This is a genomic window from Enterococcus sp. DIV1298c (assembly GCF_017316315.1).
Taxonomy (GTDB): domain Bacteria; phylum Bacillota; class Bacilli; order Lactobacillales; family Enterococcaceae; genus Enterococcus_B; species Enterococcus_B mangumiae.
This window is the reverse complement of sequence record NZ_JAFLWG010000028.1, coordinates 1-17,450: the sequence shown is the minus strand read 5'-3', so window position 1 is coordinate 17,450 and position 17,450 is coordinate 1. Positions and strand designations below refer to the sequence as shown.

General features: G+C 37.8%; 18 protein-coding genes. 2 read left to right on the top strand and 16 right to left on the bottom strand.

The window, feature by feature from the left end; all coding sequences use genetic code 11:
- Positions 1-206 precede the first annotated feature (206 nt).
- The 7 genes from JZO83_RS07680 to JZO83_RS07650 all read right to left on the bottom strand — a co-directional run bounded on the left by JZO83_RS07680 (position 207) and on the right by JZO83_RS07650 (position 4,006).
- A complete protein-coding gene (locus JZO83_RS07680; RefSeq protein WP_206856417.1) occupies positions 207-512 on the bottom strand; it encodes a hypothetical protein in 306 nt (101 codons plus the stop codon).
- 9 nt (positions 513-521) lie between these two features.
- Entirely contained in the window at positions 522-1,766 is a 1,245-nt protein-coding gene (locus JZO83_RS07675; RefSeq protein WP_207115411.1) for a lipase, read from the bottom strand.
- The gene (locus JZO83_RS07670; protein ID WP_206856413.1) at positions 1,763-2,170 is read right to left on the bottom strand and encodes a hypothetical protein; all 408 of its coding nucleotides are present in this window, start codon (positions 2,168-2,170) and stop codon (positions 1,763-1,765) included. The genes JZO83_RS07675 and JZO83_RS07670 overlap by 4 nt, the downstream gene beginning before the upstream one ends.
- A 351-nt stretch (positions 2,171-2,521) precedes the next feature.
- Complete coding sequence (locus JZO83_RS07665; protein ID WP_206856410.1) at positions 2,522-2,929, bottom strand: hypothetical protein; 408 nt, start codon at positions 2,927-2,929, stop codon at positions 2,522-2,524.
- A 55-nt stretch (positions 2,930-2,984) separates the two neighbouring features.
- Positions 2,985-3,392, bottom strand: a complete 408-nt coding sequence (locus JZO83_RS07660) for a hypothetical protein (RefSeq protein ID WP_206856407.1) — start codon at positions 3,390-3,392, stop codon at positions 2,985-2,987.
- A gap of 69 nt (positions 3,393-3,461) precedes the next feature.
- Positions 3,462-3,638, bottom strand: a complete 177-nt coding sequence (locus JZO83_RS07655) for a hypothetical protein (RefSeq protein ID WP_206856449.1) — start codon at positions 3,636-3,638, stop codon at positions 3,462-3,464.
- The gene (locus JZO83_RS07650; protein ID WP_206856406.1) at positions 3,635-4,006 is read right to left on the bottom strand and encodes a hypothetical protein; all 372 of its coding nucleotides are present in this window, start codon (positions 4,004-4,006) and stop codon (positions 3,635-3,637) included. The genes JZO83_RS07655 and JZO83_RS07650 overlap by 4 nt, the downstream gene beginning before the upstream one ends.
- Positions 4,007-4,511: 505 nt before the next feature.
- On the opposite strand from JZO83_RS07650, the gene JZO83_RS07645 reads away from it, so the two are divergent.
- Positions 4,512-5,732 (top strand): MFS transporter, encoded by a 1,221-nt coding sequence (locus JZO83_RS07645; RefSeq protein ID WP_206856404.1) that lies wholly within the window; start codon positions 4,512-4,514, stop codon positions 5,730-5,732.
- A 117-nt stretch (positions 5,733-5,849) separates the two neighbouring features.
- Here the strand turns inward: JZO83_RS07645 and JZO83_RS07640 are convergent, their stop codons facing one another.
- The 7 genes from JZO83_RS07640 to JZO83_RS07610 form a co-directional block, all read right to left on the bottom strand.
- Positions 5,850-6,512 (bottom strand): DUF624 domain-containing protein, encoded by a 663-nt coding sequence (locus tag JZO83_RS07640; RefSeq protein WP_206856402.1) that lies wholly within the window; start codon positions 6,510-6,512, stop codon positions 5,850-5,852.
- A 12-nt stretch (positions 6,513-6,524) separates the two neighbouring features.
- A complete protein-coding gene (locus tag JZO83_RS07635) occupies positions 6,525-7,361 on the bottom strand; it encodes a carbohydrate ABC transporter permease (protein ID WP_206856400.1) in 837 nt (278 codons plus the stop codon).
- A gap of 13 nt (positions 7,362-7,374) precedes the next feature.
- Complete coding sequence (locus JZO83_RS07630; RefSeq protein WP_206856399.1) at positions 7,375-8,271, bottom strand: sugar ABC transporter permease; 897 nt, start codon at positions 8,269-8,271, stop codon at positions 7,375-7,377.
- Between the two features lie 207 nt (positions 8,272-8,478).
- On the bottom strand, positions 8,479-9,744 hold the full coding sequence (locus tag JZO83_RS07625) for a sugar ABC transporter substrate-binding protein (RefSeq protein WP_206856397.1): 1,266 nt from the start codon (positions 9,742-9,744) through the stop codon (positions 8,479-8,481).
- A gap of 35 nt (positions 9,745-9,779) precedes the next feature.
- Positions 9,780-10,913 carry a glycoside hydrolase family 88 protein gene (locus tag JZO83_RS07620; RefSeq protein WP_206856396.1) on the bottom strand — a complete coding sequence of 378 codons (1,134 nt, stop codon included), beginning with the start codon at positions 10,911-10,913 and terminating at the stop codon, positions 9,780-9,782.
- Between the two features lie 11 nt (positions 10,914-10,924).
- Positions 10,925-12,712: a DUF2264 domain-containing protein gene (locus JZO83_RS07615; protein WP_206856394.1), complete on the bottom strand. Its 1,788-nt coding sequence runs from the start codon at positions 12,710-12,712 to the stop codon at positions 10,925-10,927.
- A complete protein-coding gene (locus JZO83_RS07610; protein WP_206856392.1) occupies positions 12,630-13,058 on the bottom strand; it encodes a hypothetical protein in 429 nt (142 codons plus the stop codon). Before JZO83_RS07610 ends, JZO83_RS07615 begins: the two co-directional genes overlap by 83 nt.
- 199 nt (positions 13,059-13,257) lie before the next feature.
- Here JZO83_RS07610 and JZO83_RS07605 point away from each other — a divergent pair, with 199 nt between their 5' ends.
- A complete protein-coding gene (locus tag JZO83_RS07605) occupies positions 13,258-14,313 on the top strand; it encodes a LacI family DNA-binding transcriptional regulator (RefSeq protein ID WP_206856390.1) in 1,056 nt (351 codons plus the stop codon).
- 132 nt (positions 14,314-14,445) lie between these two features.
- Here JZO83_RS07605 and JZO83_RS07600 read toward each other — a convergent pair whose 3' ends face one another.
- Entirely contained in the window at positions 14,446-16,119 is a 1,674-nt protein-coding gene (locus JZO83_RS07600; protein ID WP_206856388.1) for a heparinase II/III family protein, read from the bottom strand.
- A 3-nt stretch (positions 16,120-16,122) separates the two neighbouring features.
- Entirely contained in the window at positions 16,123-16,971 is an 849-nt protein-coding gene (locus JZO83_RS07595; protein ID WP_206856386.1) for a discoidin domain-containing protein, read from the bottom strand.
- Positions 16,972-17,450 lie beyond the last annotated feature (479 nt).

The window sequence follows — 17,450 nt, the reverse complement described above, 5'->3', positions numbered from 1 at the left end:
GAGTGATACTTTTTGTAGGCTGCTTCATATGAAAAAATCGTAAAACAGGCCAAATTCGAATGTCACTAGTTCACTTTTTCTCATCCACTTTTATCGAGGAAAGCAGGTTTGACTTTTAGTATAATTTCTCCTCAATCAGAAGATACGTGCTATTGTTCCAATTCAACGACATGTTGAGATGGTTTTATGTAGTTATTACTTTCTTATCACTGGCTTAATTTTCGATAAGCTGCTTGGTACTCTCGTTCTAAATCATCAAATCGTTGATGTAACAGACGTCGTTCTGAATTTAATGCTGACTTATACCGCTCTTCTGCAATCTGATATTGTTTCCTTGCTCTCATCAACGGTTCGTTATCAAGGGCTAAACCATTCAGACTTCGCCTTAACAGTTGCTCAGATTGTTCAACCACTTCTTCTCCTTTTCGGTTGAAATAACGCAACAAGTCTTCCTCTTCTTCTAGTTTGATTCGTTTTCTCTGATAATCCGCTTGCAACTCTTCAATCGTCATTTTCTTTTCTCACCCCTTTAGTTGATTGGCTAATTCTTGGTCTCGTGCGACTAAATCATTGATTTTATTTTTGATCTCTTTTGCCAATTCATCATAACGTTCACCTTTTCGTCTTGCTTTTTGGATTCGTTGTTGACATTTTTCCTTTGGCGTCATTACGTGTGTTTCCCATGTCACTCCTACAGATGCCAATGTTTCTTTAACTTCCCAAGCATCCAAAGAAGGTGCAGCATGTTCCGCTCTCCGTACTTCTTCTGCCCAATTCATTTCGATTCGCTCAATACTGCTCTGATTGATTCGTATAACTTCCTCCATTGCATTTTTAATCTTTCGTCCCATCGTCTCTACAACGGCCTTTGTTTGACTATGATTCAAATAAATTCGCTCATTCGCTGATAAACTTCCTCCACTCGCAGTAAACTTTTCACGCCATTTTTTCAACGTACCCAAATGACTTGAGAAATCATTCATTGCTTTATTTTTTTCCTGTTGTATACTTGCTTTCGTATTATAGTCGTTCTCTGGAATGATCAGATTTCCTTGTTTATCAAATCTCCAAACATCTAAACCATGATAATCAAACGGATTTATTAACCTCATTTCCATGCTTACTTTTATTTCTGCCTCTGTCCCATCTCCCATTAGATTACCAATGAAATCACCCCGGTTCCGATAATTCGTCAACATCCCTGGATTTTCCTTTACCCATTTTTTTGCTTCTGGAGATAATAGTTCGTAAGGATCTGGCCCATTGAACCCAACATTTTTCCATTGGTTTTCAGCTGCGACATACAAGGCTAGATACTGTCCTAATGAATGACCTGTTGTAGAAATTTCAGCATCTTTATACTCATTCTTTACCTCTTTCGCAAACTCAGTAGCAGACGTCAATTGACCCAAAAAACGTGCTTGTCTGGTTACTAAAGAAACCACTCGATTATCTGAGCCATCGAAAAGACCAATAATCGTTCGTAAGTCTGTTTCTATATCCTTAAAATCTGACTTATTTGTTCCTGCATAAGAAATCACTACTTGGGAAGTATCAACGTTACCTTTTTCATCCAGCGGAGCTAACGCCATAGCTTGCATGCCATCTGTTTTCGAGTTTTCTTTGAGTTTTAGTATTTTGAATTCAGCTCCACCGAAATTGCGAAATGATCCTTCTTTTAAATCAGCATTATATTCAGGGTGGTTAGGATCTATTCGATAAACCCTATTACTTATACTATTATAATTTTTATCCGTAATTGTCATACATAATCCTCCTCACCATTTGAATAAATCACTTTTATTTTGTTTTTCGTAATTCCTTTCGTTTGTATACTTCTATCCTCTATTCCGTAATCAAGAATCTCACGGCTATGTTTTCCAAAACCGTATGAAAAATACACTGATTGTTGTTTGGTATTTGTCATAGTAACAAACATGTCATAAGAACCTGTCATGCTGAAGTACCCTGAACGCTCAATTTTTACCTCTAAAATATTCGCAAATATTTTTTTTAAAGCTTGGACCGATTCTTTTTCTGCCATTAACAATTCCTGTGCTTTTCTTTCTTCTCTCTTATCCATATATACTTTCCCTCCGATTCCGATTATTACCAAACTGAGCATTACTGCGATACCTATTAACAATTGTTTATTCATTCGTTTTTTCATCATCCATCTCTCTTTTAAACTATTATCAATACACTAGAACCACTATTTTATCAAAAAAATTCACTAATCGTTCATAAGTCTGTTTCTAGATCCTTACAATCTGATTTATTTGTTCCTGCATAAGAAATCACTACTTGGGAAGTATCAACATTCCCTTTTTCATCTAGCGGAGCGACTGCCATAGCTTGCATGCCATCTGTTTTCGAGTTTTCTTTGAGTTTTAGTATTTTAAATCTAGTTCCGCCAAATTTCCGTATTGCTCCTTCTTTTAAAGTAGGGTCATATTTTTTGTTTTTAGGATCTAGTCGGTATATTGATTACTTATTTTATTATAGTTCTTATCAGTAACTATCATACATACTCCTCCTTACTATTGGAATAAATCACTTTTACTTTATTCTTAGTAATTCCTTCAACTTGTATACTTCTATCTTCAATTCCGTATGTATCAATTTCTCTACTATTCTTTGAAAAGTCATACGAAAAATAAACAGCCTGTCCTTTTGTGTTTCTCATAGTGACGAGCATGCCATACGAACCTGTCATATTGTCATATCCTGTTTGTTCAATTTTCACTTCTGCAATATCTGCAAATGTATTTTTCAAAGCTTGGACCGATTCTTTTTCTGCCATTAATAATTCTTGGGCTTTTCTTTCTTCTCTCTTATCCATGTATACTTTCCCGCCGATTACGATCATTACCAAACTGATCATTACTGCTAAACCTATTAGCATCTGCTTACTCGTTCGTTTTTTCATATGTCCTCTTTTCTTAGACTATCGCCAATACACCAATCTGCCTATTTCATCATGATCAAACATCTTCTTCCTGACCATTACTATAAATTGCTTTTATTTTCCTTGTCGTTATTCCTTCTTTTTGTATATCTATATCTTCTATTCCATAAGCGCCTAGTTCATTGGTTTGTGCGATAAAACCATAATCAAAATAGACTGACTCTCCTTTAGTATTAGTCATTGTAACCATTGCCCTATAAAATCCTGTCATCTCATTTTTATCAAATTGTTCAATTTTCACTTCTGCAATATCCGCAAAAGTGTTCTTCAAAGCTTGAACCGATTGTTTCTCTACCGCTAACAATTCTTGCGCTTTTCTTTCTTCTCTCTTATCCATGTATGCTTTCCCACCGATTACGATCATTACCAAACTGATCATTACTGCTAAAACTATTAGCAATTGCTTACTCGTTCGTTCTTTCATATATCCTGTCCCTTTCAAAGTATTATCAATGCACAAGACCGACTGTTTTATCAAGTGGCGTGACTGCTATTACTTACATACCCTCTGTTTTAGAGTTTTCTTTGATTTTAGGATTTTGAATTTATAACCTTCAACAACTTTTATAGAACCTTCTTTATATGTTGAATCATATTTCTTTTTATCATTCGGATCTATCCAATAAACTCTATCACTAAAAATTTTATATTGTTCATCTGTAATGCTCAAAGTATTTCCTCCTTTCCATTTGTATAAATCACTTTTATTTTTTCAGTAGTTATCCCTACTTTTTGAACCTCTTCATTTTCTAATCCATAATCCCCAATATCATCATTTTCTTTCCAAAAGCCATATGAAAAATAAACAGATTGACCTTTGGTATTTTTCATTGTTACAAACAACCCATAAGAACCCGTCATATCATTTTTAACAGAACGTTCAAATTTTATCTCTGCAATATCCGCAAATGTATTTTTCAGAGCTTGCACTGATTGTTTCTCAACTACTAACAATTCTTGCTCTCTTCTTTCCTCACTTTTATTTATAAATACTTTCATTACAATGAGAATCATTACTAGACTGATAATCACAGCCATAGCTATTAGAACTTGTTTGTTTGTTCGTTCGTTTTCTCATCTCTCCCTCTTTTCCTTTCAAAAGCAAAAGTTTCGCTTCTCTATTCAATAAATACGTCAAAGACCATCAAAATACGAAAAACTGAGAAACATCCTCTAAACATTTTATCAGCTACTTCCTTATCAAAATAAATCGTTATTTAATAGTTGCTCGTTTTTTGCAAATCCAAAATCAATGCGATTGATCCATCTTTATGTTCAAAGTTTCAATTTCACTACTACATCTTAGATCAATTTATTACATAGCTCATCCTATCATTTTTGTATTGTTATTTATTACATTTCTAATAAAAGATCTTTTTAGTATCATAACCGTTTACATGAGTACTTCCCTCCTATTTATTCTTTACAAATTTTTTCAAATATGATAAATTCGTCTCAGCAATTAGGACACATTCTCCGAAAAACCCTTTTGGGCATATAAATTGTTAGAAACCTAATTTATATCCAAAAGGAGAGAATAGAAATGTCAAAAATGATGTATGATGAAAAGAATTGGAAAAAGAACATAGCATACTTACTAACTTCGCAGGCCATTTCAATGGTCGGAACGATGTTGGTACAGTATGCTATTATTTGGCATGTCACATTATCAACACGATCAGGAATGGTGGTTGGTTTGATGAGCGCGATTGGTATCTTGCCGATGGTTTTAGTCATGCCTTTTGCGGGAGCGCTTGCTGATCATTACGATCGAAAAATAATCGCCATTTTATCTGATAGTTGCGTCGCACTGGCTTCTTTATTCATGGCGATCCTGTTCGTTGTGAACAACGCGATGGAGAAAAATCTTCTTTTATTATTGGGGTTGATATTCATTCGCTCTGTCGGCCAAGGATTTCAAACGCCTGCTGTCTCTTCGATCATTCCACAAATCACCCAAGAAAAGCACTTGGTACGGATCAATGGAATCGATCAGACGATCCAAGCTATGATGATGCTTGCAAGTCCTGCATTGGCAGCAAGTTTGCTTACTATTTTGCCTTTAGATGCGATACTACTGATCGACTTTTTGACTGCGGTTATTGGTGTGACTATCCTGTTTTTCCGAGTAAAAGTTCCACCGTTGAAATCTGCAAAAACAAATAAAATACAAGTTTTAGCAGAAATAAAGACTGGTATCAGTTACCTTCGTACGCACAAAATCCTGACTGCATTGATCGTTGCTGGTTTTATGGGAAGTGTGTTTTCGACACCTGCTGCCAATTTAGCGCCATTACAAATCACTCGTAATTTTCATGATGGAATATGGCAACTATCGGCAGTAGAAATTGGGTTTGCTTCAGGAATGTTGGTAGGCGGGTCAGTGATGAGTACATGGGGAGGCTTTAAAAATAAAATCCATACGATTGCATTAGGCTATTCATTGTTGGTCATCCCTTTTATTTTGTTAGGTGTGGCATCAAATTTCTGGCTGTATTTCGCCATGATGATAGCAATTGGTTTTGTTGTACCCATTTCACGTACTGCAATGGTTTCGTTCTTTCAAGCAAAAACGGATAACGAACATATGGGCCGAATCATGAGTCTAGTCACGATGGCGATCAGTAGTGCTTCTCCAGCTACGATGTTGGTACTGGGACCATTATCTGATATAGTTTCAATCGATTGGATAATGATTGGAAGCGGACTACTACTGATGCCACTTATCCTATGGCTAGTAGTCGGAAAAAACTTTCGATGCTAATATCGATTGGCCTTTTCCGTTTTTCTTCAAACCACGGATAAATCAATAGCCCCCCAAAGTCAGATTTTGATCGAACTTTGGGGAGCTACTTCTCTTTTCAATTTTTTTCTTCAATAACTATTGATTTAGCTCTCGATATGTCTGCTTGCAGTTAAGATAAACCAAACCTAAAAATAAATTTGGTGTGAGCAAGAAGCCAAACTGTGGTTTAACGACCATCACGATTAGCAAAAGAACCAACAAAACAGCGTTCAATAGACTGATGTACCATTTTTTCAATACATAATATAGTGATACATGGTAGATTTTTCGTATGGAGATCTTCGGATTCTTTACTTGGAGATAAAAGTTATTGAGGATCAGGCTAATCGCCAAAATGATCAATAAGAAAAAGAAAGGAATGACCCATTTCCCCATTGGTTGATGGATGAAAAAAAGGATATCGACATAAGAAATCACGATCACAAGATATCCTGGACCACCTAAGTACATACTTTTTTTCCAGAGTCCGCGATACAGTTGGAAAAACGTTTTGACTGGTACGTCATTTCCTTGGATATCATTAGCGAAACAAGCTAAAGTTGTTAAGATCGCAGGTAAGAAAAAAAGTATACTCCCTAACAAAAAGAGACTATTTCTACTATCGATCGCAGTTGTCACTACGACCAGAAAAAAGGGAAGATTCACAAGAAAAATACATAGATTGCCCGCAAGAAAACTATAAGCTAAACGAAACAGCTTCATATAAACATTCGTTTCAAACGTTTGTTTTTTAAACATAGCTTTTCCTTTCTATCCTTTGACGCCAGAAGAAGCAATACCTTCAACAAAATATTTTTGCATGACTAAAAAGACGATTGCGACTGGTAAAACAGACAAAACGGATGCCGCCATGATCAGAGCATATTCTGTATCGAACAACCCAACAAACATTTTCAATCCTAATTGGATCGTTTTATTTTCTGTTGATGACAGATAAATAAATGGTCCCATATAGTCATTCCATGTATTGACAAAAGTGATGATCGTCAAGCTAGCTAAAGCTGGTTTAGTCAAAGGTAAGATGATCCGGCGATAAATGCCCCACTCGGTCAGCCCATCGATCCTTGCACTTTCACAAAGAGAATCGGGAATACTACTATAGTATTGTTTCAATAAAAATACGCCAAATGCACTAAATGCTTGTAACAATATCAAAGAAAGCAACGTATCTGACAACCCTAATTGTCTCATCATGATAAATTGTGGAATCATGTAAGATTGCCAGGGAACAGCGATCGTACCGATATATGCAAGAAAAAGGAGGTTTCTTCCTTTAAAGTGCATTTTCGAAAAGCCATAGGCAGCAAAACTTGATGTAAAGAGTTGGATCAATGTGATCACAATACTTAAAATCGCTGTATTTTTGAAAAAAGTCAGTAACGGAATGCGTGTCCAAATGACTGAATAATTTTCTGGATGCCATGTCTTAGGTATCCATTGGATCGGAACCGAAAAGACATCATTGTTCGCTTTGAATGATGCAGAGATCATCCAGATAAAAGGAATCAACGTGAGCACTGAAAAAAATACAAGCAACACAAACACGAGTATTTTCTGAAATGATTTTTTGTCTGACTGATTGTTCATCTGTTCGCCTCCCTTAGACTTTCTCTTGAATCTGATTCCATTTGAACTGGATCACCGTAATCACCAATACGATCACAAACAAGACCATAGCAATTGCTGAAGCGTAACCGAAATTGAATTTTACGAATGCTTCACTATAGACTTGGTAAACTAACACATTTGTTGCACGACCTGGTCCTCCATCGGTCATCACTTGGACAAGGTCAAAAATCTTGAAGCAGTTGATAACCAACATGATCGTGACAAAAAATGTTGTGGGGCGCAATGCAGGTACGGTGATGTGTCGGAATTGCTTCCACTTGTTTGCACCATCCATCGCTGCTGCTTCATATAATTCTTTCGAGATCCCTTGTAATCCAGCTAAGTACAAAATCATATAATAGCCCATTCCTCGCCAGACACTAACGATAATGATCGCTGTCAATGCCCAATCTGAACTAGACAACCAGCCTGGAGGATTTTCAATGAATACACGTAAAAACTGGTTGATTGGTCCCATCGTAGGATGAAACAACATACTCCACACCACTGCAATTGCCACTAATGAGGTGACATAGGGGAAGAAAAACGCCGTCCGAAAAAACTTGACTCCTCTTATTTTCTGATTCAGTAAAATGGCTAAACCCAACGAACAAACCAAGGTCAACGGAACAACGCCAATCGTGTACAGAAAAGTATTTTTTAGCGAGATCCAAAACGTATCGTCCGATAACATTCGAGTGAAATTTTGCAGACCAACAAATTCTGGTGTACTAAAGGAATCCCATTTCATAAAGGCTAACACTAATGAAAAAACAACTGGTACTAAAGTAAAAATCAAAAATCCAATAAAGTTTGGCGCAATAAATGACCAAGCAATCAACGTATTTTTACGTTTTAATTTATGTGAAGCTGACTTTGTTACTTCCATAGCTAGATATCAAAAAAACCAACTGGTTCTTTTGACGCTCCCCCTTTCATTAAAGGCAATGACAGGCATTTATATCAGCTATACACTGAAGGTGCAGTATGCCCACCTTCAGCATATAGTTGGCAATCGATTAAGGGAAAATCAACGTTTACCCTCGATTATTTGATGTGAATCTTGTTCACTTACAACACATCGTCACAGACCTTTTTATTCGCTTTCTTGTTTCACTCGTTTTTCCATATTATCAATCGCTGATGTTGGTGATTCGTCGCCTACCAAAATCAGTTCATGCTCTTCCTGTAAGATCCTGTCAATCGCTGGGCCGTTCGTATCGACTGGAAACTCGATAGCAATATAATCTGGCTCAAATGCTTTTTGTGAAATCTCATCATTTGGCATTCCTTGACGGCTGAAGTACAATTCATTGATCGCATCTGTTCGATAAGAAGGGACGACACCTACTTCTGCTAACACTTTAGCACCCGCTTCTCCCGAGCAAAAATCAAGGAACTTTTGCGCTAGTTCTTGTTGTTTTGAGTTTTTATTGATCGCAAAGGCTGTGGGAGAACCAAATGTTTGGATTTCCTGTCCTTTTTCATTTTGCGGCATTTGAGTGATGCCCCACTCCACATCTGTTGAACCAGCATCAATATTTGTCAACAAAGCACCCATGTACCACGTGCCCATGTACATCATGGCAGCCTTGGAGTTTTCAAATTGTGATTGATAGGTCACATTCGTTGACTTAGCTGTACCAAAATCCATTTGAGCTTGCTCTTCTTGCATCCGCAATACACGGTCATAGTACTCATCTAAAAAATCATAATCTGGCTCGACTAGATTTTTATTATTTTGCGCAGCTGCAATTGCTTGAACAGTCGAGCGCCACGTGTGTTGGTATGCACCGTATACTTGCTCTTCCGGTTTTGAAAGTTGTTTCGCCAAGTCTTCGTATTCTTCCCAAGTCAAATTATCTGGATAAGGTATCCCTGCCTCATCGAATAATTTTTTATTATAGTAAAGCACCCAAAAGTCTGTACGATAAGGTTGCGCATACGTTTTTCCATCAATGTTATACATCTCGTAGCTTTCCATGGCAGGGGCTGTATCTAAATCTTTGATGTGCGTAGACAAATCAACCAATTGATCTCTTAATGCGTAATTTGAATAAGACAATAGATTTTTCATCGTCAATACGTCTGTCGTATCGCCACTTGCTAACATCGTCGTCAATTTTGTATCATAATCATCTGAAGCAATATCCACGGGTTTCACTGTTACTCCAGGATTTTCTTTTTCAAATGCTCGAAAAAGTTTGTCAAATTCTGGTGTCGTTTCATAATTCCACGTACTGACTGTCAACACTGTTCCTTCTGATTGGTCTTGTGCTTGATTTTCATTTCCGCATGCACCTAACCAAAGCCCTCCACTAACAAGTAACGCAGCAATAACACTTTTTTTCAAAAACTTCATGTTCCAAATCCCTCCGTTTCATTTAATCGTCGTTTTTACCAGTAACTGTACCAAGCTGTTGTAAGTCGTACCAAGGCTTCTACATAATAGTAATCGCCCCAGATCATGCACTCTTTCACTCCTTTATTTGATTTTTTGTCATACACCCCTTCGAGTAACAAGCCATTCGATTGTGGCGAATCCACACTTGTATACCCTTTTGATAACGTTTTCATAATTGCCACAGCAACAGCTTGATATTCATCTTTTTTCGGATCAGTCAAAGGTAGTTGCTTTGCGAGTTCCAATAAGCCGCAAACGGCGATTGCCGCAGCAGAAGTATCTCTTTCTTCTCCGCTGCCATCATGAAACACCAGATCCCAGTAACAGATCTTGTCTTCCGGTAAGCAATCAATGAAATAGTCCGCGAGTTTTTTCGCTGTTTCTAAAAAAGTATGATCGCCAGTATGATTGTAACTCAAGGTAAATCCATAAATCCCCCATGCTTGGCCACGTGCCCAGCAAGAATCGTCTGCAAAGCCTTGTTGCGTTTTGCCGCCGATTGCTTCGCCAGTTTTAGGATTGAAATAATACGTATGATATGTTGTAAAATTATCACGAACGATGTAACGCTGGGTTTGTTTGGCGTGTGTATATGCAGCTTCTTTATATTTGCCCTCTCCAGTCATCGCTGAAGCAAAATATAGCAGTGGCAAGTTCATCAAGCAATCAATGATCATACGGCCGCGTTGTTGTTCATCATTCAAATCCCCCCACGCTTGGATGATCTGTGTTTTTGGATCATAGCGCTCCATCAAACGATCGGCGGCTTTGACCGCTAATTCTTTTGAGGATTCCCGTTGATTCACTTGATAATCAGCGATCGCAGAGAGCGTATATAAAAAGCCGATATCATGTGTTTCAAGCGCAATATCTTTTTCAAGACGTCGGCGAAAAGAGGCGAGTTGCTTTTCAATCGTTGGATCGACTGCTGGATCGTTCGTCAGTTCTTTGACCAAAAAGAGCATCCCTATCCAGAAACTAGCTGTCCAATCCGTATTTTCCTCTGGAGCATAGACAAGGTCTACGCTCGCAGCAGGTGGTACGGTCTCTTGAAAAAGTGTCAGATTTTTTTTGATTTTATCAACGACAAAATCAATGTCATGTGTCAACCATTCAAATTGTGTCATTCCTACCTCCATTATCTAATCGTTAATTCGATCGTTTGATTCTTTTGTTGGATCAATAATTTTTGTCCTTTTTGTTCAATGACTGGCTGGTTCACTGTTTCATCAGGTAAAGTTCCTGAAATGAGTGACACAAGCAAGTGGTTTCCTGGTGCTAACTCAGCTGAAACAAAAGGCAACATCGTACGTGGGAAAAAGAGATTCGTGTTTGGTTCCGTTCGCACAATATCTGCGTTTTCATAGCCGATCATTCCTTTGACGGTTGATGTTCCTATACTCGTTTTTGCTTCAATACTTTGCTCAGTTGCTTTGGGCAAGCTTTGTTCGAAAGGAACACTAAAGCCGCCATCATATGCTTGAATCATATCTTTTGTTTCAATTTCATGTACTCTGACGTGACAGTTTTCCAGTGGCACGATCGTGGAACGAATCTTGACATCTTCCCACGGTGACCATTCATGGATGATACGATCAGGTAGAACAGAGAAAGCTGTATCTAATCCCTTGGGACGGAAATAATGCCCATCTTTTGCTAAAGCCAGCGTACTGTCATACGCACCTTCGTAATACCAATAATCAGACTTCGGTACGCTAAAACCAAATCGTGTTGAATAGACGAACTTGCTATATTTTGCATGAGGAAAGCTTTGCTGATTCACAAACTGACCAGCTGGAAAAGCTTGCAGATGTGTCAATGACTGATTATATTGGTAAAAATTTTTACTTTCCGGTAATGCCAATGTCTTTTCTTCGATTTGTAATGGCTGGATTTCTGCTTGCCAATAAGGGTGTTCGTCTGGAACAGCTAAAAGAATGAAACTTTTCATTGCCCAGTAAGGAGAACCCGGTCCATTATAGCCTTCCCCAAAGACTAGATTTTGATAATGATAACCAACTGTCAGTAGGCCATCCGTCGAGAAAGTCTCTTTAGTCATCCAGTTTTCTAAATGGCGACTGATCAATCCTTTGATTTCACCCCAAGGTAATGCTTCGACATCGGCAAAAACTAATGCACTAAAAAAGCTGACTTGGGCAAAGCGATAGGTCAAACTACGACCAAAAGGTAATGCTTCCCCACTCGCATCAAACCAGTATTTGAATGTTTGAGCAAAAAGAACCGCCCGTTCCTTTATCCATTTTGTGCGAACTGGATCTTCATCAGCCATAAAATGGGCATATACTAGACTATAATAATGGATCGCAAAGGAGATATAGTAATCATGTTGTGTCTCAGCTCCATCAAAATACCACCCATTGCCACTATAAAACTGTTCGATCACATCAAAATCTTGCTCGATTTGTTGCTGTGAATATGGTTTTCCACATTTTTTTAAAGCGATATTCACTAAAATACGGAAGAAATACCAATTATTTTTGGGGATTCGACGCGCATTTACTGAGAATAACCACTCCGCAAGATTCGTCTGTTCCAGTGAAGACAGCCGCCCCCAGATTTTTTCAGGATTCAAAAGCAAGGTTGTACTTATAGAAGCCATCTCAACAATCAATTGATCGTAATCGGTTACGGCTCCCCAGTAATCATCACTTTGTGGATCAGTTCCTGCGATGAGCCCTTTCAAATAATCTGATAGCAATTCATCATCGTCTTCATCGACCAAGTAAGGTCCAAAGCCCCATAACGGTCGTAAAAAAGCTTCAACCTCCCTTGTTGCCTCTGAATAAACCGTCCCATGTGTTCCTAGTTTTAATTTACCTGGTTCATTTTTGTAGTAAGGACGTAAAGGTGTCATTAGCTGGCGGAAATTTTCTTGCCATTGTTGTTTTGTACGAAATTGTTGCATTTGTTTCCTTCCTCTCAATTAAAATTCCTTTGATAAATCCATAATATTCGCCGTAAACGATGACTTCATCGCCCACATCGATTTTAGCTGTTTGCTCATTAAATATTTGATAATCACTCGAACCACTGCGAAGAATAAAGCGATCCCCTTTTTCTATTTCATTTCCCCTATCCGCTTGAATGATTTTTCCTTCGATTTTCACCCAAACATGTAAGGGAACTTCTCCTGATTGATATTCTTTTTCAGTAAAAACATGTGCTTTTTGTTGTATTTCTTCTTTGACTTGATCCTCAAAAGCGATCTCTTGTTGTCGATTATTTGCTTGACATCCCGTACAGAAACTCATGATAAGAATGAATGGTACCCCAAAGAGAAATCGTTTGATTGTCCTATCCTCCTTATTGAAATCGTTTTCTTTTACTAAATTTTACCTAAAATTAGTAAAAAGTCAACATTTTTTTGGTAAAAAATAAATATTTTTACTTGCCTTTTTACTGAAATTACCTATACTATAATTAATAAAGTCTATTATCCGGAGGTAGCTTATGGCGACGATCACCGATATCGCAAAGGAAGCAGGCGTATCGATCTCTACTGTTTCACGCGTATTGAATTATGACGACACACTCTCAGCAACAGAAGAAACCAAACGAAAAGTTTTCGAAATTGCAGAAAAGCTAAATTACACCAAATATAAAAAGAAAGCCAGAAAAAGTGGCAACTTAAATCCAGCGACTGAGCTTTCGAAAAAAAATGGTGTCATTGGTTTGATCACTTGGCGCACGAGTGACGAGGAATTAGAAGATATTTATTACATGTCCATTCGCTTAGCTGCGGAAAAACGCGCAGTCGAACTTGGTTATCATGTAACAAACTTCTCTCAAAACGAACAACATCAACTACAAGCAGTCGATGGCGTTTTAGCAATCGGTAAATTTACACAGGAAAAAATCGATGAATTAAATACCACTGCGCCGAATCTCTGTGTCGTTGGATCAAATTTTCCTTTTCACGATTATGATTGTGTCAATACTGACTTCGGTCAAGCTACGGAAGTCGCCCTTCATCATCTGCTCGATTTAGGCCATAAAAAGATTGCTTATATCGGTGCAGAAGAAAGTGATAATCTCTATGGTTTTCGAACCTACAAAACACCAACAACAAATACGTATATCGACATGATGAAACATCATCATTTGTTTGATGAAAACTATTTTTTTGTAAAAGAAAACAGTTCACTTGACGTTAAAACAAGTGAAGCATTAACTGAAAAAGCCTTGGCACATTGGCAAGGCGATTTACCAACTGCCATCTTAGCCGCAAACGATGCTTTTGCTATCGGCATCATCCATACATTGAATGCGCACGACATTCAAGTTCCCGAACAAATCAGTGTGATGGGCATCAATGATTTATCTATTTCTCGCTATATCACGCCTCCCCTTTCTACAGTGAGAGCTTATACAGAAGAAATGGGCGAAACAGGGATCAATCTCTTACATGAGCGCATCCACACACCGGGCATCGCAAAACGCATCCTTTTAGATACAGAATTAGTCGTCAGGGGCTCAACGACACGTCCTGTTGAAACCAGACGTTGAACAGTGATCATCCCCGAGAATAAGCCAGAAAACCCCAAGTTTGAATATAGGGTTTTCTGGCTTATTTCTTACGAAGCTACTTCTGGAATGCCTTTTTATTTCTCGTTAGACGTCCTCCGTATAGGGTTGTTGTCATTTACTTGTAATCGTGCACTCGATTTGGATCGTTCCTGCTCGCTCCAACTGATAAGTTGCTTGAATCAACGTAGCTTCTACTTCTTGACCGTAATGATTGAAATATGTCTGTCTGATCAACTGAACAGGTCTTGAAAAAAGCATCTCACACTTTTCCTTTTCCCCTACAATGCACACCGTTCCTTCTCTAACTTCAACTGGATGAATTGTTATAAAATTTTCAACTACCTCCTGATTTTCTTTGTCAGATACGAAAACATCCTTTAGCATTAATTGTCGTTTGGTACGATCTACTTCTAACGTTCGTTCCATCTGAAGCAATCTTGCCTGTCGAGGATAAATATGAGTTAATTCGGTCTTAAAAATACCGCCAGTTCTTGTTCGTTGAAAACTCGTATTTTCCGCTGACACGGTACCCGAAAGCTGGTAAGCATCAGCAATGATCGGCACACTATGTCCAAGTGCATTGTTAACTAAAAAACGATAGCGCTTTTTTTCGTCAAAATAATCTTTTGTATACTCACCCGCTCCAAGATCTGTTAAAAACAACGTTTCTTTTGTACCGAAAATGAAATGACCGATATCAAGATGATTATGACTTTCATCATTGCGTCCTCCTTTGGCTGCAAAAACCAAATTTTCTTTTGCAGATTGAAGAACACCCCATGCCACATCATCAAAAAAATGAAAGATTTCTTTTGAACTATCTCCATTGTACTGCTTTGTCCAAAGTAAATTACGTAATAAAGGAGCAAAGCGATAGCAATGATCAAAATCCAACTCATTCATCGCTTTGATTTCTGGAATTTCGACACGAAACCTTTCATGACAGAAGCTCAATAGTCCACTAGGCAGCTCTGCTGGATGATAATCAGAAAACGGTACTCCCTCTTTTTCATCGATCATCACGTAAAAAGGAAAAGCCGCGATTCTTTTTACTTTGTCATCTGATAAATAGCGGTCATCCTCGTAAACTTGTTGATATTTTTCCGCAAAATAGCAATAATAACCAAACCCATAAGCCCAGTAACTGATACCTTCTTCACAGGCACCATCATTTCCAAAGCTGCGTAGATAAGATTGGATACAGCGATCAACCTTCACTAATATTTCTTTTTGTAACTCAGCATTTCTTTCTAATAAATCCAATGCCGCCATTCCGATCGAACCACCGATTACCGCACTCCAATTGTTTTCCAATGATTCAAACGACCATGTCTCTTTTATCAAAGGAACAAATAAACGTTGAGCAACTTCTGTCCTGATTCGAAAAGTCAACGTTTCAGACAATTCTGTCGAAAAAAGACAGACGATTTCTGCTAGCATTTGCCCCGTCTCGGCAGCAAATAAATCGATCCATGTGGCGGCATCTAAACGAAAGTGATCGCCCTCGATCGGTAAATGAGCGGGTAAACTCCAACTATATTCGTTACAGATTTCCCATAGGACTTGTTCCAATTTTTCAATAACTTCTACTTCTTTTTGTTGTAATAAGGACAATGTCAAGACACTTACTTGTTTACGTCTGGCAAAGTAGGCAGTCTCAAAAGACAATCGCTCACCAGTCCGTAAGAAATCCCTATAGCCCGAAACTGGCAAATTAGGTACTGTTGGATTCACAAGATATTCTTTTTTTGCTTCTAATAATTGCATCAAAAAGCGCTTTTTCATTATCTATCCCTTCATTGGCTGATCATTCTTACCCCAAAATTCAATTTGCGTTAGTGCCGGAAACGGTGATGGATCTTCTGCTTGGATCAACTTACAAAAACGTACAGTTCTGGTCTTTTTCTGAGCAAATGAAAAATGTTGTGGATGAGCAGTTTTCTCTGTTGCAAATGTTTCACTTGTACCATCGTCAAACTCGATCGTTACATTCGTCCAGTAACTATCATGCGGAAAATCTGCACGCCATGTGAAAACAACTTTATCCAACTGGACATCTCGCCCAAAATCGATCGTCAAAGCTGCATCAGCTTGCTGATTGATCCCCCAAGATTGAAACGGATATGAGCCATGAGAGTGATTGGCATAAACACCATCGATTGCGTTGCAAGCAAAGAAAGTTGCATCATTCCTCGTTTCCACATTCGCACTTGCATGAGGATAAGCCCCAGATTCTTCTTTTTGATCATGCGGATTCAGCGCTAAATTACGATACATTTTGACCTCATCCTCAGAAGCACAGCGAACACTGATGTAATGACGTCCTCCAGAAAAACGAGTCTCCGGTCTAGCTTTGATACGATTCGACTGAAACGAAACTTCATACGTCCATTTATTTTCTGGTAAATACACAAGCGAAGGTTCTAAAGTTTCATCTAATTTAACCCATAAATAACTCCCTGACTCTTCCGTTTCAACAACGATCTGATCCCCTTCTTGGTACTCAAATTTTCTCATGGACAAATGCACAAAATTTTCCGCAGATTCCACCAGGTCTTTCTCGATCTCCTCTTCTCCTTGAAGATGCTTTCTTGGCACACCCTCATTATCATAAATTGCGACTGTTAACTTGGTCATTTTCTACCTCCTACGAGCATTTTTATCTATTATAACGTGACTAGCAAGAAAAGAAAACGATTTATTTTACTAAATATTTAGTAATTTAATTGAAACACATGAAAGAAGCGTTTTGACCTCAATAATAAGATAGAGAATTGAAAATCGTTTTTCATAATATCCATTTCAGGAGCCACACGTTAGCTAATGAGCCAAGCCCTTCATATCTTTCCATTTTTTAAACACCAATTACTCTTTTAAAAAAAGCTAGTATCCCAGTACCTTTTCAATCGGATGGAACTTTACTATTTATCGCCCTGAGAATATTCTTTTATTTCGAAAAATTAGATAAAAACAAATAAATAACCCTTAAAAACTAATTAAAATCACATTTATCTAATTATCACTTTTATAAACTATAATAGAAAACGTATTCAACATAACGTTTTTTCATATTAAAATAATATATCTTACTAAATTAAAACTAAATTATATTGCAA